Genomic DNA, 24490 nt, shown 5'->3' on the forward strand with positions numbered 1-24490 from the left:
TTGCCCCAATCACCTAAAGCGCGCTCGCCCGTCTTCGGATGCCATAGGCAATCGATTCCGACAAAAGTTGGGGAAACCCAGCTGGCAGGTTGTCCACGGTATTTTCCAAGGCCGGCTCTAGCTGCAGAACGATTTCCGACAGAACTTCTTCAGCTAGCGCAAGCCCATACCCCGCCGCCTTGGCAGCCTGCAGGAAATGCCGCGGCACAACCTCATTGATCCGGTAGTGCCCGTCCACGGCCATGGCGAGGCGCATCCGGTTCTGGCGGATCTGTCCATCTTCAACGGCCTTCTGCGCACTCAACACATCATAGAGCGGCGTCATGCGGAAACCGCCAGGGTGCAGCGCGATGCTGAAATTCTTGGCATGCCCGTCCGTCGCCCCTAAGAGCCAGAACAGGACCTGTGCGCGGAAAAATGCGCGCTGATCAGCCTCCGGATCGTCGCTTCCGGTCAGCAGCCCGATCCCCTCCGCGATTCCCGGCCCGCCAACCATTTGATATTTCTGGCTGGGCGGCACGGAGAGCGCCTGGCAGAAGTCTTCCTGCGGGAGGCGGATCAACCGGCCACCCCTGGTCCAGCGCCTGTCAAACCGCGTCACCACAAGGCTTCGAACATCCTCGAAATCCATGATTTCGACCTCAGCCACATCCATGCCCATGGCGCGGCAAAAGCTCATGCAGAAGAACTCGTTTTCGACACTGTCGGAGAGATCAATACCTGCTGGGAGCACACCGAGCTGGGTCTTTAGGATATGGGTCGTGGGGGTCATGCCCGAGGGCCGGATCCAATCGCCCTCACGGCGGAGCAGCGCGGTTTTCTCCTGCGCACCGGCTATGGAAATACGAAAGTCATCCTCTTCCTCAAGCCCCAGAGGAGCGCTCGCCAGATTGCGCAGCATGCCGGCAATTTGCGCTTCAGTGACAGGCTGGCCTTCGAGTGCACCCGTCCCGGAGACATCGCCCGCGGCGAACTGCAGCGCCCCTACGCAGTCGCGCCCGATCTTCTCCAGCATGTGCCACACGTCAGTGCCGCCCGCGCGAACCCGTACGGCGACACGCTCCCGGATTGCCTGATTGTCCGGAAGCAGATTTCCCAGATACGCGATGACGGGCCCGCCTTGGTGCGCCTCCTCGCGCAAAGGCAGGGAAAGCGAGATTGGCATGGCATGTTCCCAGGCCAGCCATTCCGGATCATAGGTAAAACTGATCGCGCCAGAACCCGCGAGACGCAGGGCACCAACCTGCCGCTCGTTCAGAAGCACCTGCATCACGCCGCCGCGCCCGCGTTTCGCCATCAGAAGATATCCTCAATTTCAACCGAGCCGCCACGTTCAACTAACTGGAACTCGAGCCCGAGGGCAGCCATAACGGTCAGCACCGTGGCCAGTTTGGTTCCTGAATCGCCATTCTCGAGCGATGAAATAGTCGCGACACGCAAATTGGTGCGTGCGCTGATATCGCTCTGTGTCCAGCCGCGCGCCTTGCGCGACCTGCGGAGTGCCTCGCCAATTTGTGAGGCTGTTCGTGCTGTGAGATCCATGACGCGACCCTTTTACGCTATAGCGTAAATCAAACAAAATTACGCTACAGCGTAATTCCCTAGACGCAGGATCTGTAATTTGCGGAGCTCGGCGGTGTTTCCTTTGAGGGTTTCAAGGATCTGTCCGCACTGATTGCTGTGAGGCAATCGTGCTGTAGCGGGCTTCACAAGGCCGAACGTTGCATTGACTCGAAGCGGGCTCCGACACGAAAGACCGCCAAAACGTTTGCGACAGAGCCCTGAAAACAGCCATCTGCCGTTTCGAAAGCGGGAGAAAACCATGCACATGCAAGGCTTCCGATCTCCCGGCAACCTGCAGCGATTCATTACCGTTCACTCCGCCATCCGAAACTATTTCTCCGTTCCTGCCAGCCGCCGCAACGCCCTTGCCATTCGATATCGTCGCCTCGAAACTATCGACACCTGAAGCGCCGCTGCGAGCATAGCCTGAAATCCGCAACCCCAGGGGCCATTTCTCAGCAACACCTCTTTAACGTGACATCACCCATTTGCCTTCCGCTTGCGATGTAGGCATGTTCGGTACACGAAGTGATCGGGGAGCCAGCGATGGCAGAGAAGACAAATGCGCTGCAGGACGGCTTCCTGACTGCGCTTGAGTTACAGAAGGTGCCGGCGACGGTTTTCTTGGTCAATGGTGTCAGACTGCAGGGCCATGTGGTGCGCCACGATCGCTATTCTCTCGCCCTGCAGCGGGCGGAACAGACCCAAATCGTTCTCAAATCTTCGATTTCTACGATCATGTCGAACGACGAATTAACTCTCTGAGGGGGCGCCGAGCTGTTTGGGCGTGATTGAGAAGGTCGAGACCTCGGCCTGTCATGCGCTCGTTTCGGCAGCATAGCCGTTCCAGAGACCGAAAGCATCGGCCTTGGCGTGGTGGTACAAAACGGCGGAAAGTTGATAGCTGCGAGGACGAAAGCCGCGCCCATCATCGGATTTTCGTGCCCGGACCGTCAGCCCGACGGCGTACGGGCGGGGCTGCCCGCCTGCAGTCTTCTGGCGCAGCGGCCCAAGCAGATGCCCCGGAAGGGGTCCGTTGCATTAACGGTCTGAATGTCCGAGCCGGTCAGAAGCTATTGGCGTTTCGAGCCAATAACAGAACTGCGCGAGGCCCTCGGCCTGCCTGCCGTTCACGCACCCGGTGACGAGCGCTTTCAAACTTCAGCAAGGCTACAGTAAGCAGGTTCAGAGCCTTGTCGCGACGATTGTACAGTTCGCGGATGCGGGAGCCAGGGTGTCCGATGCTCCAATAGCTGTGCCGATGAGCCTGGGGAACGAGTTCGGATGCTTTTATAACTGCGGCGCGCCAGTCGGCCTCGGCTTTCTCGAAACGCAGGCTCGCTCTCACAAGAACGGAACGTCGCAACTGAAGGTCGGGGTGCATGTTTGCCTCCTGCAGTCTGAGCGAACCGAAAGACGGACTCGCTCCTGAAGCGTAGCCAACCTGGCCGGATCCGGTCAACGCCCGCTTCAGGAGTGCTGGGCAGCATGCTGCTCATCGGTGTTTCAGGTCCGTTCGACCCCGGCCGCCTCCATTTCCGCCACGCTAGGGGCGGGTTCGGACATCAGGCCGCGTCGTGGTCCGGTGCCGGGCTTACATCCACAACTACACATCTCATCAAGACACAGATCGGCGAGCTGCCCGGCGGCATCGATCTCTCAGACAGCGTCGAGAACGAATACTACTGCCTCAAACTCACAGAAGCCCTCGGCCTGCCGGTGAACAACGCCGCCATTGAAACCTTCGGGGATACCAAAGCCCTTGTGATAGAGCGTTTCGACCGCCGTTGGACAAGGGACGGACGCCTCCTGCGCCTGCCGCAGGAAGACTGCTGCCAGGCTTTGTCCGTACCGCCAACCCTGAAATACCAGAATGAGGGCGGACCGGGCATGGCCGACGTACTCAGCCTGCTCAAAGGCAGCGATACACCCCTCGAAGATCAGGCAACCTTCCTGAAGGCTCAAATGATCTTCTGGCTGATCGGCGCAACAGACGGCCATGCCAAGAACTTCAGCGTGTTCCTCAGTCCGGGTGGCAGCTACCGCATGACCCCGCTCTATGACATCCTGACTGCCCAGCCTGCGCTGAACACCCGCCAGATCGAGCGCAAGCGAATGAAAATGGCGATGTCGGTGGGCAACAGCCGCCATTATCGCTTCGACCAGATTCACGGGCGGCATTTCATGCAAATGGCCATGCGGGCGGGGCTCTCGAAAAAACGTGCGCGCAGCCTCATTGAAGACATTGCAGAGCGTGCGCCCAAGGCGCTCGAAACAGCCGCAGAGTCCATGCCGGCGGGTTTCCCAACCGATGTAATTGAAGCCATCAGTGAGGCCGTCTACGGGCGCCTGAGCGGATTGCAATCGGCGACTGCCCTTGAGGGCTAGTACGCCACAAGCGGCTGCCTGCGCGAAACAACCCACTCCAGCACCGGCAGCACAAAAAGGACAACCTCAGCAGAACAGCACGAAACCAGATACCGACTGGCCGTGGCTCGCTAGCGGATCATTCCCGGTCTCCCTCCCCAGATCCGGGCTTGTAAGACAGGTAGAGATCACCGCTTTCGCGCATGCTGACCTCTGGAGCGTTGTGCTCGCCAGCGGTTTCCGCGTCTGTCGCATGCGGGTGCCGGTTCAATACCTGCTCGTAATCATAAGCCGCAGCCTTGGCCTCCTCACGGATCCGGCCGGAACTGGCATTCAGGCAATTCAGGTAGACCTCCACGTCCGCAAAGTAGAGGCGGTATTGCTCCCGCAATTCGGCACCGGTGAACCCGGCATCTTCCAGATAGGCCAGTTCCGGCCGCACCGGTTCGACACAGGCTTGCGCAGCCAGGTTTCCCGGCACCGCTGCAAGGGCAAGCGCCATCAAAAGCCGCATGCTCACATTTCCTTCCTCTTTTGTGCTGAAAGCCCGATTAAGCCCGGCTGATGTCCGGCGAACCTCGGAGACCCAAGGTCTGGAATGTGCCGCAATCATTGAGACTCGACCTTTCAACGGCACAGGTCTTAGTAATAGACGAGCTCGGACCCGGTATTGCCCTCGTAGTCCTTCCACTCGACACCAACCGCCCGGATGCGGCCGCCTTCCGGGCATCCCTTGACGGTTGGCATCACATAGCTTGGCACACCGCGCGCGCTGTAGCCATGCCAGGAAAAGCCGCCCTGAACGCCGTAGGTGCCGACCTGGGTGCTGTCGATCTCCCCGCAATAATCCTTCTCCCTCCGCGCTTCGAACTTAACATGGTAGACGCGGATGGAGCGGACAAAATCGAATGCGGGATCGCTAATGTCGATGTCGGCACGCCCGTTTTCCATGGAATAGTCTCCAGCCAGCTCCAGCATCCCGGTTGGAGGTGCTCCATCGTGCTTCAGCTGGCTGAGGACCGCCGGAAACAGCTCGGCGCGAGGCTTGCGAATCGTGACTGATGCCAGGTCCACAGTTCCCAGTTGCGGCAGTATCCCTGCAGGGTTCAGACTATCGCTGAATGCGGCGTCATAGAGGCGCTGTGCGGGGCTGGCCGATTGTCCGGGGCCAAAGGACGCTCCCATCGGGCAACGCCAGATCTGCAAAGGCGGTTCAATCGGAAATGGTGTGATCCGGCGGATGAACTCTGCACGCGCCTCGCCGCACTCTGCCGAGGCCGGCCAACCGCCTGAAAGGCAGAGCAAAATCGCGCAATCGATCGGCGCCGCCTCCGTGCGCGAAATTCCGCCTATTACCGCTGAAGCTGCTAGCAGCCCGGCCGCTACCGTTTTACGTGTTCTGCAAATCATATGCGCGATCCAAAATCATGTTACTCAACTCAAGAATGTCCAAACGCTCTAATACACGTTGGCTGGCGGAGCGTTACCCGACGGACGATGCCTGCGTCCACCCGATTTTCCAAAGTTGGCACGTTTAGCGGATTCGCGCTTACGTCATTTTCGCCTTTTATCTTTTTGCGCTTTTTTGCATTTAGCGCTTTCCTCTTGGAGTGGAATGTGATTCAAAGCTAACTGCACCTGTCATCGTATTTCGGCAGGTGAGGATAGATGCGAATTAACCGACCAGTAGTTACCAGCGATGCACTTCCTTCATTTTTCAAGAAGGGCGGCCGGGTTGAATACCGCCCCATTAACACACCAAAAGGCTGGCAGTGGGAACTGTGGGCCATCTCTCCGGACGGCCATGAGGAGATTGTCACCTCCTCGAAGACCGGCGGCCCGCGGGTTTTCAAAACAGCGGATGCATTGCTGGCCTTCCACATCCGGAACAACCCCGGCGCCAACGGCTTGTTCATCCCGATCCCCGACGACAGCGGTCAAGAAAGCACCGGCGGCAGCTAAAGGGCGCCCATCGGCATTCTTGTTGGCTGCTGTACTAGGAGTGGCGTCAGCCGCTCCCGCCTCAGCCGGAAAGCTCAGCCGGCAGGCATTTGAAGCCATTGCCGAAAACTGCGCTCCGGGCGTCGCGCTCCATATCCTGGAGAAGATTGTCCGTTCAGAGAGCGGATTCAACCCGTTCGCCATCGGTGTGAATGGCCCGGACCGCCGGAGCTATGCCCCGGCCAGCGCTGCCGAGGCGGCCATAGTGTCGCGCGAGATGATTTTTAAGGGCGAGTCCATCGACATGGGCCTCGGCCAGATTAACAGCGCCAACCTCGCCTGGCTGAGGCTCACCCCGGAAACCGTCTTTGATCCCTGCAAGAACCTTGAAGCCTCTGCCAAGGTTCTGCGCGACGGGTATGAGCGCGCGCGGGAGGCAGGCGCATCCAGAGAGGATGCGCTGGGGCAAGCCCTCTCGGCCTACAACACCGGCTCGTTCACACGCGGTTTCACAAACGGTTATGTGGCGCGCGTGCTGGGCGGGAACGGGACAGGCCGTCAACATTCTGCAGATCGCCCCCCCGTAACAGCAGCTGCCGCGGATGCGGCAACCCGCTGGGATGTGTTCGGAAGCTCCGGCACATCCGCAGCACTTGTATTTCAATAGAGGAGACCTTCATGCGAACCGATTTCGCAAAACGCCGCAAATTTGCGGCGCCCATAGTCATGGCCGCCATCCTGACCCTGGCCGCACAGCCGGCCGCGGCTGCGGGCTTCACGGATTTCTTCAACAACATCGTCGATGAGTTCAACAACGCCAAACAGCCGCTGGCCCTCATCGGGCTCATGCTGGTGGGCGTCGGCTGGCTCTTCAACTTCGTCGACCTGCGGCGGGCAGGCTGGGTCGTGGGCGGCATCGTCCTGATCTACGCCTCGACCGATGTGCTGTCGATGATCACCGCTTAAGCAGCCGGAACGGAAAAGGGAGGCCACATGGACATGGAAAAGATCAACGAGGATCCGCTGTTCCTGGCGCTGACACGCCCGGCGATGATCTGGGGCATTCCTATGGAAGCCTTTGCGATCTCCTGCGGGGTCGCGGGCCTGGCAATGATTGCTGCGGACTCGATTTTCTACCTGCTCCTGGCTCTCCCTTTTCTCGCCATGTCACGGTTCATCGTGCAGCGCGACCAGAACGCTTTCCGCATACTGTTCCGCTGGTTCGACACTGGCGCACGCTGCCTCAATCACCGGTTCTGGGGCGGTTCTTCGTCCTCGGCTCTGCGCCTCAAGCGGGACTTCAGGATCGAGGAAATTGATTGATGGGTTTTACCAAGAAAATCAAAGCGGAGCTGACCGCAGACCGCTACCTGCCTTACGTCCGGCACTCCGATGAGCACACCATTATCACGCGCGGCCGCGGCGCATTCCAGATGCTCAAACTGGACGGCGTCTCCTTTGAAACCGCTGACCGGCAGCGGATTAACACCCTGCACAACAGCCTCAATCATGCGCTGCGCAACATCGCCGATGACAATGTGATGCTCTACGTGCACGTGATCCGCACCGCAGATGACGACTACCCCGACGGCGGTTTCTCATCTGATACGAGCAAATGGATTGATGCCTGCTACCGCGAAACGCTTGAGCGCAAGACACTCTTCCGGAACGACATTTACCTGACGATATACATGCAGCCGCGGGAGCTGCCCGGCGCCAAGCTGGCGAAAGGTGTCCGCCGCGCCCGGACCAGCCAGATCGAGGTGGACAAGGATCTGCTTGGCGAACTGGATGACAAAACCCTGCAGCTCCTCAGCAACCTGAGCCTGTTCAAGCCCCGGCGGCTGGCTGTCGAGCGCAACAGCAGAGGCCTGCTGATCTCCCAGCCTGCCAGTGTGCTGCGACAGCTCATCACCGGCCACAATGAGCCCGTCCCTGTTGTCATGGGCACCATCGGCAATGCGATCTACACTGACCGGGTGATTTTCGGCCGGGAAGCGTTCGAAATCCGGTACCCGGCCGCTTCCACCTATGGCGCCATGTTCGGGGTGAAGGAGTACCACGCCGTCACCCGCCCCAATATGTTCGACAACCTGCTGACGGCCCCGTTTCAATACGTGCTGACCCAATCCTTCCGCTGCGTGGCCAAGAATGAAGCCCTCCGTGCCATGTCGCTCAAGGAAGGCCGCATGCGCAACTCCAAGGATCCGGCGCTGTCCCAGGCGGACCAGCTGGTCGAGGCGCGCGATGAGCTCATGTCCGGCCATTACGTCATGGGCGAGCACAACTTGAGCCTGGCTGTCTTTGCCAGCGACGCGAAGGCCCTGAAAAACCACGTGGCAGACGCCAAGAACCTGCTGGCGGAATCCGGGGCAGTTGCCGGCCGGGAAGACCTGGGCCTTGAAAGCGCCTTCTGGTCACAGCTTCCCGGCAATCACGCGTTCCGCATCCGCCCTGCCCTGATCACCAGCCGGAATTTCACGGCAATGGCCCCCTTGCACAACTTCCCGGCCGGGCACCGGAGCGGCAACGAATGGGGCAGCGCCATCGCTAAGCTGCGCTCCACCGCGGGCACACCTTTCTATTTCAACTTCCATGTCGAAGACCTGGGGCATGCGCTTATCTGCGGCCCCTCCGGCTCGGGCAAGACCGTTTTCCAGACCTTCATGCTGTCCCAGCTGGGAAAGTTTGGCGCCAAGGGCATCCTCTTTGACAAGGATTACGGCTGCGAGATCTTCGTGCGCGCCTTGGGCGGAAGCTACCTCGGCTTCCAGCCCGGGCAGCCAACGGGCTGTGCCCCCTTCATGGCGATCGACGCGACGCCCGAAGCCACGCCGTTTCTTGTCTCGCTGGTGAAAAGCATACTGAGCGGTGGCGACGACAGCTGCCGTTTCTCTGCCGAAGACCAGAAGCGTATCGAATCTGCAGTTACCTCGCTGGCCACCCTGCCACGCGGACAGCGCTCGGTCTCGACGCTGAAAGAACTGCTGGGCTTCGGCCGGGGCGCCGGGGATATCGGCAACCGGCTGGACCGCTGGTGCGAAACCGGCCAGCTCGGCTGGATCTTCGACAACCAGGCGGACTCAATCGATTTCGGGGCCAGCTTGGCTGGATTTGATATCACCGCGTTTTTGGATGATCCGGAAATCCGCAATCCGATCATGATGTACCTCATGTACAGGGTCGAGCAGCTGATCAACGGCCAGCGCATCGCAATCTTTATCGATGAATTCTGGAAAGCGCTGTCGGACCCCTATTTCGTGTCTTTTGTGCGGGACAAGCTGAAGGTGATCCGGAAGCAGAACGGCATCATCGTGGCCGGCACCCAGTCCCCCTCGGACGTGCTTGCCAGCCCGATCGCCCGGACCGTGATTGAGCAATGCGCCAACCTCATATTCTTCGGCTCGGACAAGGCCAGCCGGGCCGACCTTATAGACGGCTTCGGGCTATCCGAACGGGAATTCGACATCATCCGGAACGAGCTGCCGCGGGGACACTTCCTGGTGAAACAGGGCGGAAACTCGGTGGTCTGCGATCTGGATCTGACCGGGCTTGATGACGTCCTGACTGTTCTTTCAGGCCGCACCGCCACCAATGAAATCATGCGTGAGCTGCGGGCTGATAACCCGGATCCTGCACACTGGCTTCCCCTTCTGTTCCAAAGACGAAAGGAGATGGAATGAAAAAACTCCTGCTCACATCCGCAGTCGCTCTGACCCTGTCATGCACAGGCGCGCATGCCGCAGGTGTCCCAGTTGTCGATGCTACAGCCATCGCCAACGCCAAGGCGCAGTTCGCCAAGGAACTCGCGCAGATGGCAAAGGAGCTTGAGGAGGCCAGACGTCTCTATGACTCTGTGAACGGCCTGACCAGCATGGATGACATTGCCGAGGCGCTTAATGATCCCAAAGTCCGGGAGCTGCTGGGTGCTGATGCAATGCGGATTGCCAGCGCCTTTGATGTCGATCTCGATGGCTTGGGAGAACTGGCCGGGGCCGCGCGGGATGTCTACGATCATGCCTCTCTGATTGGCGCGGACATCTCCGCCGAGGATTTCTACCGGAACGAACTGGAGCGCATAAAAGGCCAGAGCGCCCGGAATGCCGCCATGGGAGACCGCATTCTGCAGGTAGCCGACGACCGGCTATCCGGGCTGGAAAAGCTGCGCATGGAAATCGGCCGGGCGGAAACTCAGAAGGAGATCAACGCCCTGAACGCCCGCCTCTCGGTCGAGCAGGCCATGCTGCAGAACGACACCAACCGAATCCAGGGCCTCGCCATGCTGCAGGAGGCGCAGATGCAGGTCGAAGAACAGCGTCAGCACGGATACCGGGCCAAATTGCGAGTGCAACGCCTTGAAAACGCGAAAAATCTCTATGGAGAATAAGTGATGAAATTTCGAGCGGCGACCTTCCTTTCTCCGCTTTTTCTTGTCGCGTGTAACGAGGAGGAAAACCACACGATCGAATACTTCCTGGAAAACGAACATGAACGAGCGGCGATGATCGAAGCTTGCGAAGTACAAGATAGATCAGGTGAAGATGCAAATTGCCGAAACGCAACAGAAGCGGCTGCAAAAGCTCGGCGGATCAAGAGGTTGGAAACCGCCAAAAGACTCTACGGAGAATAGTGATGTGGGATTGGTTCTTTTCTCAGTTTACCAGCAGCATCGCGGACACAACCAACACGATTGCCGGCAAAATGTCAGGTGCGCTGGCAGCACCTCTGGCCGCAGCCATGACCCTGTATATCGTGCTCTATGGTTTTGCGATCATGCGCGGCATGATTCAGGAGCCTGTGATGGATTTCTTGGCGCGCGGGATAAAACTCGCCATCATTTGGTCCTTGGTTAGCGGTGTGGGCGGCTACACGAGCTGGGTTTCGAACACAATTCTGACTGACACACCGGCATTTGTAACCGGCATAACTGGGGGAAGGGGGAATAATCCGGCCGACAGTGTAATGGCGCACGTCACAGATCTAGGAGTTCGTGCTGAGGAAGAAGCAGGAAGCGGCATTTCCGGCAGTATCACTGGATCCATCCAAAACCTGGTCATAATGGCCTATGGCGCCATTTTTTCAGCAGTTGCACTGTTTGTAGCCGTCATCACGCACTTCGGGTTGGCGATTATGGCGGCGATAGGCCCTTTGTTCATCTGTTTTGCACTATTCGATGTATCTCGAGGATGGTTTTTCTCCTGGCTCGGCCAAACAGTGAACTTCGCAGTTCTTAAACTGCTGGTGGTTGTTGTCATGACCATCATCGTTGATTTTCTTGCAAAGGTTATCACCAAAACCTCTGGAGTTGATGCGCTCACTGCAATGATGAACTACGCAGTAGCACTCACTTGCGGCATGCTGTTCTTCTTTCTCCTGCCGTCCATAGCCTCGGCGCTGACCGCTGGCACGGGTGCCTCCACGGGCGCGCTTCAACGGGTTGTTGAGCGGAAACTCCTGGGCAGCTCAAGCAGCGGCGGTGGAAACAGCACGCATAGCGGCTCCGCAACCAGAACCTGAGGCCGCGCAAATCCGGTCCCATCACCCTCAAACACCAGGTATTACATGAAAAAGCTTATTGTTCTGGCGGCGGCGCTTGGCGTCACCGCTTGCGCCCCGGTGACTCCGCTGCCCGATGTCAGGGGAAGCATGGTGCGCCCGCTGAACCCCACGAAATGGGACTACCAGGAGGCCGTGCTCCAGAAGCAGAAGGAAATCGGGCTCGCAAATCCCACCGATCAGGATAGCCGCGGGAGCTGATCATGAAGGATGCACACGACAAGGAATTCCAGAAATACCTGAGCGAGGCGAGGTCCTTTGACTATGACCTGCGCATTGCCGCAGAACGGTCAAAGCGGGTGGCCTGGGTCATCGCGGGCGGTGCGAGTGTGCTGGCCCTCGCGGCCGTCACTGCAGTAGCCGCGTTGGCGCCGCTGAAAGAGGTCACGCCTTTTGTGATCCGCGTGGACGAGGCCAGCGGCGTGCCGGAGGTCATGACTGCACTGGAAGACGGCGGGCAGACCTATGACGAGGCCGTATCGCGCTATTTTCTTGCCCGCTACGTGCGGGCGCGGGAGGGCTACTCATACGCTGAAAGGGAAGCAATTTTTCACGAGGTCTCGCTTCTATCCTCGCCGGAAGCTCAGCGAGAGTTCTCGGCCTATTACAACGCCAGCAACCCGCAAAGCCCGCAGTACACCTACGGCAAGGACACCAAGGCCGAGATCAAGATCCGCTCGATTGCCTTCCTCGGGGACGGACTGGCCCAGGTGCGCTTCTACCGCACCGAAATCAACGAGCGGGAAGACCTCAGAACCCGCAGCCATTGGGTGGCCACCATCAGCTTCGAGTTCGAACCGCGTGCTGAAATCAGCTCCGAAGACCGGCTGATCAACCCGCTGGGCTTCATCGCCAATAGCTACCGTGCCGACCCGGAGGTGGTGGAATGAGACTGAAAGCAGCCCTTCTGGCCAGTGTCCTGCTGGCCGCCGCGGGTCCGGCGGCGGCACTGGATATTCCCGATCCTTCACGGTCGGACAGCCGCGTGCGCTCGGTGCGCTATAACGAATGGGATGTTGTGCGCGTGATCGGCACCATCCGCACCACGGTTCAGATCGTTTTTGCCCAGAGCGAAGAAATCATCGATGTGGCGGGCGGCGACACGGTTGCCTGGGAAATCCAGCCGCGGGGAAACATCCTCTACCTCAAGGCGCGCGAGGCCAATCCTCCAACCAATCTCCAGGTCGCCACCATGCGGGCGGATGGCACAACGCGCACCTATTCCATGGAGCTGATCACCCGCGACGGCGAAATCATGCACAATACGCGGGATGTCTATTTCCAGATCCGCTACGCCTATCCCGGCGACGAGGCGGAACGCAGGCGTGCGGAAGCTGCCGAACACAAAGCCCGCGCACAGGAGCAGGCCGCAGCAGCGCGGCTTGCCGATGCGGTGGCAACCACCGGTACAAAGAACTGGCGCTATTTGGCGGCTGGCTCCCGCGACCTGCAGCCCGCCAGCGCCTATGACAATAGCGAAATGACCGTGCTGTCGTTTAAGCGCCGCACCCGGCTGCCTTCTGTCTTCATCGTGGAAAATGGGCGAGAGCGCAGCGCAAACACAACCGTCCGGAAAAACCAGATCATCGTCCACGACATAGCGCCGGAACTGCGCCTGCGCCTCGGAAACCAGGTCACGGCGATTTACAACATGGGGCCTGATGAAGGCCGCAGCGGCACAGGCACCGGCACAATTTCCCGCTCCGTGCGGCGCGAAATCATCGGGGAATAATCATGGCTGACGACAAGAACCCACTTGATGCCGGGACCGAAAGCGCGATCCCCGAAGAGCGCGGCATCTCCTCCGTAACCGCAGAAAAGACCGGCGGGCTGGATGGCGAAACCCGGAAGAAGCTTTTGGTGCTGGCGGGTATCACCTTCCTTGGTATCGCCGCCTACGCGCAATGGCCCAGCGACGAGGTGCCGGAGGAGCCGGAAACGCAGCAGGCATTCACGCGGATCCGCTCCAGCAGCGGCTTCCAGCCCGCCGATCTTCCGGATCCGGCACCTGCTGTCCTGCCGGCACCGGTTCCGTCTGAGCCGGAAGAACCGCTTGGCCCCATCGAACAGGCCAGAGCCGAGGAAGAGCTTCGCCCTGCCACACCCAGCAAGGCAGACCTGATCTACGAAAGCTCGAAGCGGGCCCCGCTCCTGGCCTACTCAGGTCCCCGCGGCACCGCAGCAGCCAACGCGGACGCGGCAGCGGGCAGCCCCGGCGGCCTGTTCGGCAGTGCCGCCGACAGTGCAGGTGGAGACTTGAGCGGCTTTGCGTCTTCGCTGCTCACCGGGGCGCCCTCGCCCGCCAAAGCCAAGCTTCTCGAAAATCCGCATTTGACCATCACCCAGGGAACAATGATCCCCTGCGCGCTTGATACAGCGATGGATTCCAGCAACCCCGGCATGGTCCGCTGCAGCGTGACCGACGACATATTCTCCACCACCGGCGCGGTTGTTCTGCTGGAACGGGGAACCCGGATCATTGGCGAATACCAGAGCGGCATGAAGCGGGGGAACAGGCGCCTGTTCGTGGTCTGGAACCGGGCAGAAACCCCCAATGGCGTCATCGTCAGCCTGGCGTCTCCCGCCACCGATGCCCTCGGCCGCAGCGGATTTGACGGTGATGTGGATACCCGGTTCTGGACCCGCTTCGGCGGCACCATGATGCTGTCAATCATTGATGACGCCCTGGCGATTGCGGCAAACCGCCATGATGACGACGGCGAATATGAGAGCACAAGCAACGGTGCCAGCAGGCTGGCTGAAATAGAGCTGGAAAACACCATCAACGTGCCAGTGATCCTGCGGAAGAACCAGGGCGAGGAGGTTGCCGTGATGGTTGCCCGCGACCTGGACTTTTCCTCTGTCTACAAGCTGCGGTGACCGCCATGACAGAACCCCGTCCCATCGCAATGGCAAAGCGGGTGCCGGTGGCACTCGCGGCCTATCTGGAGCCGCTCGACTGCTTCCTCGACCGGCCGGATGTTATCGAGATCTGCGTCAACAGCCCCGGCCAGGTCTTCGTCGAGGCCTATTCCGGCTGGGAGACCCACAGCCTCCTTCAGCTGACATTCGACTTCCTCATGAGCATGGTGCGTGCCATCGGCTCCTACACCCGCCAGGAGATCAACGAAACCAGCCCGCTTCTGTCCGGCTCGCTGCCGGGCGGCGAGCGGATTCAGATTGTGGTGCCGCCAGCGGTTCCCGCAGGCACTGTCAGCATCACGATCCGGAAACCGGCTCAGTGCAGCTTTACACTGGATGAGCTGGCCAGGCTGGGGATGTTCGATGACGTCACAGCCGATGCAGATACGCCCGATGCGGACAGCAGAGAGCTGATGCAGCTGCACAAGGACCAAGCTTGGCTCCCCTTTCTGAAGAAGGCCGTCACCGCCAAGAAAAACATCCTGATTTCCGGCGCCACCGGCTCGGGCAAAACAACCTTCTCCAAGGCACTGATCCCGCTGATCCCCGAGCATGAACGGCTGATCACGATCGAGGACACCGTGGAGCTCGAGCTGCCGCAGCCCAATGCGGTGCGGCTGATCTATTCGAAAGGCGGCCAGGGCGAAGCCAATGTGTCCGCACGTGACCTTCTGGAAAGCGCCCTGCGGATGCGGCCTGACCGGATCTTCCTGCAGGAGCTGCGCGACGCCGCGGCTTTCTACTATCTGCGCAATGTGAACACCGGCCACTCAGGGTCGATCACCACCATCCACGCGGATTCCGCGCAACTCGCCTTCGAGCAGCTGGCCCTGCTGGTGAAGGAAAGCGAGGCGGGGCGCGACCTCAAGCGCGGCGAAATCAAGGACATGCTCTACCAGATGGTGGATGTGGTGGTGCAGATCAGGAAAACCCCGCAAGGGCGGCGCATTACCGAGATCTTCTATGACCCCTCCTTGAAACAAGCCAAAGGAGGGGTGAAATGATCGTCCAGTACTGGCCCCGCATGGGCACTGGCGCCCGCATTACCGCGGTGGCAGCGGGGACGGGTATTGCCGCCTTGGGCGGCCTTGCCGCTTCTGCCATGGTGCTGCAGTGGGGACTTAAGATGCCGGTGTCCTTGCCTCAGGATCTTCTGATCTATCCCGAGTTTGCGCTGGCGGGTGGCCAGCCCGCGCAGACCGCGAAATGGGTGAAACTGGCGGGCTATGCCGCGCTGGCGCCTGCGGCTCTGATCATCGCAGGGATTCTCAAGTCTCAGCCGAAGCCTGACCTGCACGGCAGTGCTGCATTCGCCAAGGGCGCAGATATCAGACGTGCAGGCCTGCGGGCAAAACAAGGGCTGATTGCAGGGTTCACAGGCCCCCTGCCCTCGCCGAACTACGGCAAGCCCGTTGACCGTTTCGGGCGGGTCGATGAAGACAACGGCAAGGTGAAAGTGGCCAGGACCGGCCATCTGACAGCCAGCAACCTTCTGCGCTATGGCGGGCCGGAGCACATGATGCTCTATGCGCCGACCCGTTCGGGCAAGGGCGTGGGTGTTGTGATCCCCAACCTGCTGAACTGGCCGGAATCGGCCGTCATCCTCGATATCAAGAAAGAGAACTGGACCCTCACCGCAGGCTTCCGGAAAGCAGGCGGCCAGGAGGTGTTCATGTTCGACCCCTTGGAGCCAAACGGCTGCACGCACCGCTGGAACCCGCTGTCCGCCGTGCGCCGGGGCACCGACTACCAGATCGATGATCTCCAGCGCCTGGCTGACCTGTTCATTCCTGTGCAATCCAAAGACCCGTTCTTCGACCGCGCCGCCCAGACCGCCTTTGTCGGCGTCGGCGGCTATCTGGCCGAAACGCCCGAGCTGCCGTTCACCCTCGGCGAAATCTACCGTCAGCTCACCCTCACAGATAAGTTCGTCAAGACATTCAAAAAGCGGATCGAGGACCGGGCCGCATCGGGAACGCCCCTGTCGCAGCAAACGGTCTCCACGCTCAACGACTTCCTTTCCAAGAGCGAGGCAACCTTTGAAAGCGTGAAGTCCACCATCACCGCAAACCTGGGTCTGTTTGCAAACCCGATGCTCGACCGCGCAACATCGGCGTCTGATTTCAACTTCGCCGATCTGCGCAAGAAACCGATGAGCATCTATGTCGGCATCACCCCCAACAACCTCGGCCGCCTGGCACCCCTGCTCAACTTGTTCTTCCAAAGCTGCGTTGACGCCAATATGCAGGAACTGCCCGAGCACAATCCCGAGCTGAAACACCGCGTCCTGTTGTGCATGGATGAGTTTGCGGCCGTGGGTGAGCTGCCCAGCTTCAAACGCGGCATCGGGTATTTCGCGGGCTACGGGCTGAAGGTGCTGACCATCCTTCAGACACCGGCGCAGCTGGCGGATATCTACGGCCAGGAGGGGGCAAAATCCTATATGGACAACGCCGGCGTGACCGTGGTGTTCACACCCAAGAATATCGACGAAGCCAAGAAGATCTCAGAACGCCTCGGCACCCATGGCATGGCCGCGAGGAGCGAAAGCAAGTCGAAATACCTGGCAGAACGCAAAACGACAACTATCAGCGAGAGCGAGCAGAAGCGTGATCTGATGATGCCGCAGGAGCTGCTGGAGCTGTCCGACACGGAAGCGCTGGTTCTGATCGGCGGCGAGCGCCCGGTTCGGGCGCGCAAGATCCGCTTTTACGCGGAGGAGGTGTTTCTGGCCCGCTCGCGCATCAAGCCGCCGGAGGTCCCGGTCGTGCCGAAGCGGGAAGCTGGCGAGGACATCTCGGCTCTGAAAGCTGAGAACGGGGCAATGCGCAAGCGTCTGACCGCACTGGAGGAAACCGTGTCCCGGCTCACACTCCTCAAGGGGTTCCAGGAAGAGAATATGGCCAGCGGCAAACCCGCCGAGGTTCCGATGACCGACGAGGAGGTGGCTGATCCCAGCGGCATCTCCTTCGAGAAATTGGCGCTCGACAGTGCCGGGCTTACCGAGAAGATCGCCAAGCTGAGCACCACCCGAAAACTGACAACACCGCAGGGTACGCACGACATTCTGGCAGCGCTTGGCGTGCCGGACAAACCGCAGAAACAGGAAAGGGCCTGATATGGAAGATCATGGGCAACAAGTTGTTCAGCCTGAGCCGCAACAGGCTCCCGAACAGGCAGTTCCGCAAGAAGACACCGCGGGCACTAGTTTGCTGGAAAAAGCCGCTGGTAAGGTCAATGTCCAGGAACCTGCTTCTGATGCGATGGTTCGGCAGCCGCAGCAGGACGGTGAAATCGAGCCGGACCTCCCTGCCCCGCAGCACGATCAGGACAAATCCCGCTTCGGCATGCCGCGCAACTTTGAAGAACGCTTCCTGATCACGAAACACGCGAACAAGCGGGAGCTGTTCCGCGCCTATGACGATGAACGCCCGGCCATCGTGGACAAGGGCGACAAGCTGTCCACCAGGAATGCCGACCGTTCCACTGCCATGGACATGATCGAGCTGGCTGCCCACCGCGGCTGGCAAGGTATCAAGGCCCGCGGACCGGAAGACTTCCGCCGTGAAATGTGGATCGAGGGCACCGCCCACGGCATGAAGGTCCAAGGCTACAGGCCGTCCGAACAGGACCGCAAGGAATCTGATCGCAGGGCGCAGCTGATCGGTGACCGGGTGATTGAGCGCTTGGATGACGGCAAATCCGGCCACGCCAGGCACTCTTCGCCCGCTCCAGCAGCATCTGCGGGTGACCGGCATGATAGTGGCAAGACCACCAACGTGATCGACATGCCAAACTATGAAAAGGGCGTGCGCGGCAAGGTCACCGAAACCGGCTCGGCCCCCTATCGTGACCGTGAAGGCGCCAAAGCCACCCCGTTTGTGGAACTCGAATTGGCATCAGGTCAGAAGCACAAGGTTTGGGGTGTTTCCCTACCGGATATCATAAAGGAGAACCGCCTGCAGGTCGGCGACACGGCAACGCTCCGCTCCGACGGCACCCAAACCGTAACCGTCCAGGTCAAGGCTCCAAAAACCGGCGAAATCTCTGAACGGGAGGTGCAACGGCGCACCTGGGTTGCGGAAGACATCGAACGTGCGGAGGCAAAGAGCCGGAAACCCGATAAAGCCGCGGTCAAAATGAACGAGCCGCTGCTTACGGATCCGGCGCCAGCCGTACCGGTTGGCCCTGCAGCCCAGCAGTCAAACCCGGAGGCCAGTGGAATCCCGGACAAGGATCGGGAACAGCAGCCTGCCACCGATCGCCTGGAGGACCGCATACGCCACTTCGAGCCGGGCGACGAGCAGGTGAAAGGAGCCGCCAGCATCGCTGCAAAAACAGATGCCGCTCTGCGCCACGCCGGGGTGCCGGAAGAAGAACGGGAAAAGGCCCTGTCCAATTTGGCGGGCAACCTGGCCGAGAGCCTGCGGGCCGGGAAGACCTTCGACGTGCAAAAACTTCCCAATGTCACCCGAGAACAGGAAGCCGAAGCGGAAAAACTGGCCAAGGCTGGCCAGCAGGCGAGCGCTGAGGTGCGGCAGGCAAAGGTTCAGCAGCGAGGCCAGGGTGAACTAGAGGAACGGCAGCGTGAAGAGGCCCGCGAACGCGAAAGGTGAAAAGGCGGTTAGATCAGCAGCCTGTGTCCGCCTTGTGTTGGTTCCGGTTTCGGCAAAGTCGGTGGCTCTAGACGGAAGCGGACATAGGCTCCGAATGCAGCGAGCGGCAGGTCCGAGCCCATACTGTGAATCCGGTTTTCATGCTGCGCGCGCTCGCAGCGCGCCGATCTGCTGCACTGCCGAATTTCTTTCTTTGCATGGCAGAGGAGAATGCAGCCATTACGGCAAGCCGCGGCAAATTTGAAACCTCGAATTCACGGGTCGCGGGACAAATTGGCCATTCGGACAAATGCTCTACTTCGCCGCCATCTGTCTTCGGGCCTCGCCGACCTGGCGCGTGATTTGTCCGATATGGCGTCCGTCCGTGCCACAACAACCGCCCCATACGTTGATGTGGGGGAAGCGTCGGGCCAGGTCGGCCATTTGACCCCCGAGTTCTTCCGGATCGCCATCTTCCAAGTGACCAAGCTTGCAAAGATCGAGCGTCTCCATCGCAACTGCGTTGGGCATAAAGCCACCAAGACGGCGGGCCCAATCTCCTTCGGTCAATCCGGGTGTGAATTCGGTCGGGTGTGTGCAGTTGATCATGTAGTAGGCAGGAGCACTTTCGGTGGCAGCATCGACGGCGCCTATTGCCTCTTCCAGCGTTTCTCCTCCTTTAAGTTTGCCTCCCCGGGCAACGAAGAAAGAAATCACAATGGGAATGTCAGCCGATTTTGCGGCTCTCGCAATTCCAGTCGCTTCTTCGATGCTCGAGAATGTGGCAGCTGTTACGACATCTGCTCCGGCTTTCTTGAATGTTTGAATTTGCTCAGAGTGATAGTCTTCCGCCTCAGCGGCATCTGGCGTCCGACCCACGTTATAGGCATCCCCTCGCGGACCGATGACGCCTCCAACGATCATCGGCGTCTCCGGGCTGTCGTACTCCTTGGCGAAGTCCTTGTAGAACTCAATTCCGCGGATGTTGATTTCTTCGAGAGCCTCTTTGGAAAACCCAATCAACTCTCCCCAATCCCGGCTGGCGCGATAGTGCAGCCCTTCGTTGATGACGCCAAAGCCGTTCTCCACAGCCGCTTCGACCAGCTTGCGATGGTAATCGCTCAGACACGCGACACCGCGCTTAACGTTGAGAAGTTCGAAGGCGCAAAAATGTCGTAGCGTGAATCCGTCGACATACTGAAGCCAGGTTTCAAATCCTCCGCCGCAGGTCATGTTCTGGCCATTCAATTGTGGCAAGTTGTTTTTGGACGTCATTTCGTAACTCCCCTTGATTGAACGCCATTCTAGCTAAAAACGGACGACACGTCGTGTTTAACTGGCTGAGGTATCTAGAAGATGGGATCTATCGATTCTTACGGCAGATGATCTGAACTGGATGCGTTCTTCGCTCTTCGATATTGCGTGCAGCGTTCCTGACAATTTGCGGCGCCAGCTTTCCCAGCAATATATGGACACCAAAAATCGGTGCTTCACCCTTCTCGGCCAGTTCGATTGCCCGCAGATAACCTTGAAGATACTTTTCGCCAGTATCGATGACTTCGATGTCTGCAAAACCCGCCTTTTCCAGAGCCGCAACCGTGTCCGCGGGCCGCATTAGATAGGCCCCGGTCCCGTCTTCAGACCAGGGCACCGGGTGATGAGGATTGCCGACCTCGCCAAGTCCATGCTCAGTCAATGCGAAGAAGGCTCCTGGTTTTAGAACGCGAAACGCCTCGCCAAAAAAAGTGGCGCGGTCAGGAACGTTCATCGTCACATGCTGGGTGCATCCACCGTCAAAGGTTTCGTCTGCATAGGGTAGTTCCTGCCCGTCACCATGTGCGATCCTTACATCGTCCTGCATGCCAACGAGCTTGGAAAGCTGGTTTCCGGCCACAACGAAGGGAGCGGTGATATCCAAGCCGTCAACTTCACAGCCGAAGCGTTTGGCAAGGTATCTTGCTGGTCCACCTATGCCACAGCCAATGTCCACCAGACGCTGCCCGGCTTTGATCGGCAGGGCATCGGCCAACTCAACGGTGGCTGGAAAACCACGGGCGTGAAAGTGATCAACAGGTGCCAATTGTTCAATTGTCACGGTTTCTGGATCGATCCCGGCCGATCGCATGGCGTCCAAGATCTTGGCGAATACGTCGCCCGTTCCCCAATGATCTGAAATCGATTGTGCGTCCGTCATGAAATGCCCCCTCCTTCACGCACGAACGCTAGCATGAAGAATGATGCAGAAGGAAGAATGCGGTTTGCAGCGAAGCCCGCAAGGGGCTCTCCGCGGTCATCAGACGGAAACGCTCGGGATTTGGCGGTGCCGGCGGCCCTCTATGACCGGGGTGCGGACAAAACGGAATTCGACAGAATAACGACTACTATTCAGCCTCTGCCTGCACGATCGCGATGGCCACTGGTGCTCGATAAATATTCTTGTCGCGAAAATTGGCCCTTACGGCATCGGTTACTTGAGCCCGAATTGCTTCAATCACTTCCGGCTTCTGACCCTTGATAAGCTGGGACGCCGCAACCGTTGCCGTGAGGAATATCTCGAATAACTCACCCGGTTCATTCAAGAGCCAATGCGTTGTGACATTTTCATGGGAAACCATACGCAAGCCAGATGCCTTCATCATCGCCTTCGCTTCGTCGGGCCGCGCAAAAGCGAAAAGGTCCGGCTGAGCGGGGGCATCGGAAAAATCTGCATTCGTCTTAATCGCACCAAACACAGTTGCGAAAGCCGGAGAAACATCTGGGGTCGCCCAAGTTGCCATCAAGAAACGACCGCCCGTACGCAGCACCCTGTTGATTTCATCTAACGCTTTTGGTTGCTCAGGTAAGTGCATCATTCCAAAGTTGCAGACCACCTGATCAAATTGGCCGTCAGCGAAAGGAAGTGCTGCGGCGTCACCCTGCTGAAGAACAGCATCTGGTGCAGTCTCCGCCGCTAAGGCAAGCATTTCTTCAGAGAAGTCTAAGCCAGTAACACGTGAACCCGCCTCGCTAAGCATTGCAGTCAAGGTGCCTTGCCCGCAACATAAATCCAGAACTGACAATCCTTTTGGCGATCCACGATTGATCAACTCCCGGGCCGCGTAGTCCGTTACAGGGCCAAACTTTTTTACATAGGCGGAGACAATGTTCTCGTCGGCCCAGCCGAGGCGCTCGCGGGCAGCGAATTCGTCAAAATCTTGCATATTATCCCCCGTCCTCCGTCTGGCATTCCCATTGTTAGTCGAATGATAAATGAAAACAGTGAGGTCAGCTACGGGCTCAGACCAGCCCAATGCATCCGCGGCGTGTCCCAAAGAATAGGCGACCTGACAACGGCCATTCAAACTGCCTGTAAAATTCAGGTGTCAGCGCGGTGCTGATGTCTGGGCTTGGCGGGAGGATTGGAGGGAGCACTATGCCAAGAGTCCAACTTCCCGCTGTCACCCCGAAACGAAGAGCCTGGAACAAGGGCCGGATCATCGGCCAGAAACGACTACTGTTGCCGAAACAGGTCTGGGCAATCCGAGCGCGGCTCGAACTGGCGGGCAACCTGTGCGATCTTGCGCTGTTCAACGTGGCAATTGATAGCAAGCTTCGCGGATGCGATCTGGTGAAACTGGCTGTAACCGACCTGGTGAGGGATGATCGCGTTCGCGAAAGAGTGTCCGTGATCCAGAGCAAAACCAAACGGCCCGTTCAGTTCGAACTCTCTGAAAACACGCGGAATACCATTACCGCATGGATCAAGTCGCCGGAAATGATCGGCTGCCGTTTCATGTTTCCCAGCCGGTTTCACGACCGCCCGCATATCTCAACGCGCCAATATGGCCGGCTTGTGCGGGATTGGGTGGCGGCGATCGGGCTGGAGCCCAGTGGATACGGCACCCATTCGCTGCGCCGGACCAAAGCAGCGGAGATATACCGCAAAACCGGAAATCTCAGAGCGGTTCAGCTTCTGCTCGGACATATCAAGGTTGACAGTACAGTCAGATATCTTGGCGTCGAACTTGAAGATGCGCTGAGTATCGCCGAGCAAATCGACATTTGAACCACCTTGGCGGGCGGCTCTTGCCGTTCGCCAATCCTGAGCGGACCTGCGTTCGCGACGCAGCCGTGGTTCTGACGACCCCACACCAGAAGTGCCGATTTCTCGCTGCGCGCGCTCGCAGCAAGAATTTCACCGCGAGCGCTTCGTTCTCAACGCCGCTGCGCATCGTGTAGTGCAGCCATTCATGCCAAGTGTGACCTGCCCCCCGCAAAATCCCTCACCATGAAGTAGAGTCTGCCCAACCTATGTAGGAGCAGACGAATGCGGAAGAGCCGTTTCACCGAGGCGCAAATCATCGGGATGATCAAAGAGCAGGAAGCCGGGATGCCGACAGCGGAGGTGTGCCGCCGGCACGGCCTGAGCCCGGCGACTTTTTACAAGCTGAAGTCCAAGTATGGCGGCATGGAGGTATCGGAGGCCGCGCGGCTGAAGGCGCTGGAAGATGAGAATGCCAAGCTGAAGCGGCTGCTGGCAGACACGATGCTCGACAACGTGGTTTTGAAAGACCTGCTGGGAAAAAGCTGACGACACCGAAAGAGCGGCGAGAGGCAGCGCTCAATGCAATGCGGGATCATGACCTCTCGCAGCGCAGGGCCTGCCGGCTTGTCGGTGTCGACCCCAAGACGGTCCGGCGCGAACGCCCGCCCGACCATCCCGAGATCCGCCAGGAGATGAAAGAGATCGCTGGCAAACGCCGCCGGTTCGGCTACCGGAGGATCGGCGTGCTGCTTGAGCGCAAAGGCATGATCATGAACCACAAAAAACTGTACCGCCTCTACCGCGAAGAAGGCCTCGCGGTGAAGCGGCGGCGGGGCCGCAAACGCGCCCGGGGCTCGCGAACGCCGATGCCCGAAACCACGCAGCCCAACCAGCGCTGGTCCCTGGACTTCCTGGCGGATAGCTTCGGCGCGTCGCGGAAATTCCGCATTCTGGCCGTGAACGATGACTGCTGCCGGGAAAACCTGTGCCTGGCCGCGGACACCAGCATTTCAGGTGAGCGCGTTGCCCGGGAGTTGGACGCGCTCGTCCGGATCTACGGAAAGCCTGCTTGCATTGTCAGCGACAACGGCACGGAATTCACCAGCCGGGCAATCCTGAAATGGGCCTACAGGAACGGCGTGGATTGGCATTACATCGACCCCGGAAAACCGCAGCAGAATGCATTCATCGAGTCATTCAACGGCAGCCTGCGGGACGAGCTTCTCAATGAAGAACTGTTCGATACCCTGGACGATGCCCGCCGCAAGCTGGCGCTGTGGCGCTACGATTACAACAACGTCAGGCCGCACTCTTCGCTGGGGAACAGAACACCAAAGCAAGCGCGGCAGGCGCTTGAGCTATTTGAGGGCTCCGCGCCTGCCGCGCTTGCCAAGCCCGAGACCGACGATTACCAAAACCAAACCCGCAGACTCTCCTCATGAGCGAGGGACCAACGGGGGGCAGGTCAAGTGCAGTGAAGTACTGATAGGCATTAACGGGGTTGCGGGCCAAAGGCGATCTC

The 24490-nt window shown here is 59.3% G+C and carries 27 protein-coding genes and 1 pseudogene; 20 read left to right on the forward strand and 8 right to left on the reverse strand.

Going from position 1 to position 24490, the window contains the following annotated elements; translation table 11 throughout:
* Window positions 1-13: 13 nt before the first annotated feature.
* Window positions 14-1297 (reverse strand): type II toxin-antitoxin system HipA family toxin, encoded by a 1284-nt coding sequence (locus CAER_RS0101015; protein WP_027233663.1) that lies wholly within the window; start codon window positions 1295-1297, stop codon window positions 14-16.
* Window positions 1297-1542 (reverse strand): helix-turn-helix domain-containing protein, encoded by a 246-nt coding sequence (locus CAER_RS0101020; protein ID WP_027233664.1) that lies wholly within the window; start codon window positions 1540-1542, stop codon window positions 1297-1299. The genes CAER_RS0101015 and CAER_RS0101020 overlap by 1 nt, the downstream gene beginning before the upstream one ends.
* A 241-nt stretch (window positions 1543-1783) precedes the next feature.
* Between CAER_RS0101020 and CAER_RS30825 the strand changes: the two are divergent.
* Window positions 1784-1969: pseudogene (locus CAER_RS30825) on the forward strand (IS6 family transposase); the annotation flags it as partial.
* Window positions 1970-2109: 140 nt separating this feature from the next.
* Complete coding sequence (locus tag CAER_RS0101025; protein ID WP_027233665.1) at window positions 2110-2328, forward strand: RNA chaperone Hfq; 219 nt, start codon at window positions 2110-2112, stop codon at window positions 2326-2328.
* A gap of 301 nt (window positions 2329-2629) precedes the next feature.
* Here CAER_RS0101025 and CAER_RS29480 read toward each other — a convergent pair whose 3' ends face one another.
* Complete coding sequence (locus CAER_RS29480; RefSeq protein ID WP_154667610.1) at window positions 2630-2947, reverse strand: hypothetical protein; 318 nt, start codon at window positions 2945-2947, stop codon at window positions 2630-2632.
* Between the two features lie 104 nt (window positions 2948-3051).
* Between CAER_RS29480 and CAER_RS27115 the strand changes: the two genes are divergently transcribed.
* Complete coding sequence (locus CAER_RS27115) at window positions 3052-3951, forward strand: HipA domain-containing protein (protein WP_245597307.1); 900 nt, start codon at window positions 3052-3054, stop codon at window positions 3949-3951.
* Between the two features lie 118 nt (window positions 3952-4069).
* Here the strand turns inward: CAER_RS27115 and CAER_RS0101035 are convergent, their stop codons facing one another.
* Window positions 4070-4444 carry a hypothetical protein gene (locus CAER_RS0101035; protein WP_027233666.1) on the reverse strand — a complete coding sequence of 125 codons (375 nt, stop codon included), beginning with the start codon at window positions 4442-4444 and terminating at the stop codon, window positions 4070-4072.
* A gap of 128 nt (window positions 4445-4572) precedes the next feature.
* Complete coding sequence (locus CAER_RS30700) at window positions 4573-5004, reverse strand: hypothetical protein (protein ID WP_322786326.1); 432 nt, start codon at window positions 5002-5004, stop codon at window positions 4573-4575.
* A 594-nt stretch (window positions 5005-5598) separates the two neighbouring features.
* Between CAER_RS30700 and CAER_RS0101045 the strand changes: the two genes are divergently transcribed.
* From CAER_RS0101045 to CAER_RS0101110, 15 genes are read left to right on the forward strand one after another with little or no spacing between them, the layout of a single operon-like run.
* The gene (locus CAER_RS0101045; protein WP_027233668.1) at window positions 5599-5892 is read left to right on the forward strand and encodes a hypothetical protein; all 294 of its coding nucleotides are present in this window, start codon (window positions 5599-5601) and stop codon (window positions 5890-5892) included.
* A 22-nt stretch (window positions 5893-5914) separates the two neighbouring features.
* Window positions 5915-6538: a lytic transglycosylase domain-containing protein gene (locus CAER_RS27120; RefSeq protein ID WP_245597308.1), complete on the forward strand. Its 624-nt coding sequence runs from the start codon at window positions 5915-5917 to the stop codon at window positions 6536-6538.
* 11 nt (window positions 6539-6549) lie between these two features.
* A complete protein-coding gene (locus CAER_RS0101055) occupies window positions 6550-6837 on the forward strand; it encodes a TrbC/VirB2 family protein (RefSeq protein WP_027233669.1) in 288 nt (95 codons plus the stop codon).
* A 27-nt stretch (window positions 6838-6864) separates the two neighbouring features.
* Window positions 6865-7194: a VirB3 family type IV secretion system protein gene (locus CAER_RS0101060; RefSeq protein WP_027233670.1), complete on the forward strand. Its 330-nt coding sequence runs from the start codon at window positions 6865-6867 to the stop codon at window positions 7192-7194.
* On the forward strand, window positions 7194-9554 hold the full coding sequence (locus CAER_RS0101065) for a VirB4 family type IV secretion/conjugal transfer ATPase (RefSeq protein WP_036796637.1): 2361 nt from the start codon (window positions 7194-7196) through the stop codon (window positions 9552-9554). Before CAER_RS0101060 ends, CAER_RS0101065 begins: the two co-directional genes overlap by 1 nt.
* A complete protein-coding gene (gene virB5 / locus CAER_RS27125) occupies window positions 9551-10258 on the forward strand; it encodes a P-type DNA transfer protein VirB5 (protein WP_051357624.1) in 708 nt (235 codons plus the stop codon). The genes CAER_RS0101065 and virB5 overlap by 4 nt, the downstream gene beginning before the upstream one ends.
* Before the next feature lie 3 nt (window positions 10259-10261).
* Entirely contained in the window at window positions 10262-10501 is a 240-nt protein-coding gene (locus CAER_RS27130; protein ID WP_036796639.1) for an EexN family lipoprotein, read from the forward strand.
* A gap of 2 nt (window positions 10502-10503) precedes the next feature.
* Window positions 10504-11388 carry a TrbL/VirB6 family protein gene (locus tag CAER_RS0101075; protein WP_027233672.1) on the forward strand — a complete coding sequence of 295 codons (885 nt, stop codon included), beginning with the start codon at window positions 10504-10506 and terminating at the stop codon, window positions 11386-11388.
* Between the two features lie 45 nt (window positions 11389-11433).
* Window positions 11434-11628: a hypothetical protein gene (locus tag CAER_RS0101080; protein ID WP_027233673.1), complete on the forward strand. Its 195-nt coding sequence runs from the start codon at window positions 11434-11436 to the stop codon at window positions 11626-11628.
* Between the two features lie 2 nt (window positions 11629-11630).
* Window positions 11631-12317: a VirB8 family type IV secretion system protein gene (locus CAER_RS0101085; RefSeq protein WP_027233674.1), complete on the forward strand. Its 687-nt coding sequence runs from the start codon at window positions 11631-11633 to the stop codon at window positions 12315-12317.
* Window positions 12314-13159, forward strand: coding sequence for a TrbG/VirB9 family P-type conjugative transfer protein (locus tag CAER_RS0101090; protein WP_027233675.1), 846 nt, complete (start codon window positions 12314-12316; stop codon window positions 13157-13159). The genes CAER_RS0101085 and CAER_RS0101090 overlap by 4 nt, the downstream gene beginning before the upstream one ends.
* A gap of 2 nt (window positions 13160-13161) precedes the next feature.
* Window positions 13162-14307, forward strand: a complete 1146-nt coding sequence (gene virB10 / locus CAER_RS27135; protein WP_051357625.1) for a type IV secretion system protein VirB10 — start codon at window positions 13162-13164, stop codon at window positions 14305-14307.
* 5 nt (window positions 14308-14312) lie between these two features.
* Window positions 14313-15353: a P-type DNA transfer ATPase VirB11 gene (virB11, locus tag CAER_RS0101100; RefSeq protein WP_154667611.1), complete on the forward strand. Its 1041-nt coding sequence runs from the start codon at window positions 14313-14315 to the stop codon at window positions 15351-15353.
* Entirely contained in the window at window positions 15350-17467 is a 2118-nt protein-coding gene (locus tag CAER_RS0101105; protein WP_027233677.1) for a type IV secretory system conjugative DNA transfer family protein, read from the forward strand. Before virB11 ends, CAER_RS0101105 begins: the two co-directional genes overlap by 4 nt.
* Before the next feature lies 1 nt (window position 17468).
* Entirely contained in the window at window positions 17469-18965 is a 1497-nt protein-coding gene (locus CAER_RS0101110; protein WP_036796641.1) for an LPD7 domain-containing protein, read from the forward strand.
* 294 nt (window positions 18966-19259) lie between these two features.
* Here CAER_RS0101110 and CAER_RS0101115 read toward each other — a convergent pair whose 3' ends face one another.
* The 3 genes from CAER_RS0101115 to CAER_RS28675 form a co-directional block, all read right to left on the reverse strand.
* Window positions 19260-20219: a homocysteine S-methyltransferase family protein gene (locus tag CAER_RS0101115; protein ID WP_027233679.1), complete on the reverse strand. Its 960-nt coding sequence runs from the start codon at window positions 20217-20219 to the stop codon at window positions 19260-19262.
* Between the two features lie 88 nt (window positions 20220-20307).
* Window positions 20308-21138: a class I SAM-dependent methyltransferase gene (locus CAER_RS0101120; protein WP_027233680.1), complete on the reverse strand. Its 831-nt coding sequence runs from the start codon at window positions 21136-21138 to the stop codon at window positions 20308-20310.
* A gap of 187 nt (window positions 21139-21325) precedes the next feature.
* Window positions 21326-22144: a class I SAM-dependent methyltransferase gene (locus tag CAER_RS28675; RefSeq protein ID WP_051357626.1), complete on the reverse strand. Its 819-nt coding sequence runs from the start codon at window positions 22142-22144 to the stop codon at window positions 21326-21328.
* 212 nt (window positions 22145-22356) lie between these two features.
* Here CAER_RS28675 and CAER_RS0101130 point away from each other — a divergent pair, with 212 nt between their 5' ends.
* Complete coding sequence (locus CAER_RS0101130) at window positions 22357-22989, forward strand: tyrosine-type recombinase/integrase (RefSeq protein ID WP_027233681.1); 633 nt, start codon at window positions 22357-22359, stop codon at window positions 22987-22989.
* A 261-nt stretch (window positions 22990-23250) separates the two neighbouring features.
* Window positions 23251-24410 (forward strand): IS3 family transposase gene (locus CAER_RS0101140; protein WP_154667600.1). Its coding sequence is split into 2 segments (ribosomal slippage): window positions 23251-23509 and window positions 23509-24410, totalling 1161 coding nucleotides; the frame shifts between segments, so codons are not numbered across the junction.
* Window positions 24411-24490: the final 80 nt, after the last annotated feature.

This window comes from Leisingera caerulea DSM 24564 (genome assembly GCF_000473325.1).
In the GTDB taxonomy this organism is placed as follows: domain Bacteria; phylum Pseudomonadota; class Alphaproteobacteria; order Rhodobacterales; family Rhodobacteraceae; genus Leisingera; species Leisingera caerulea.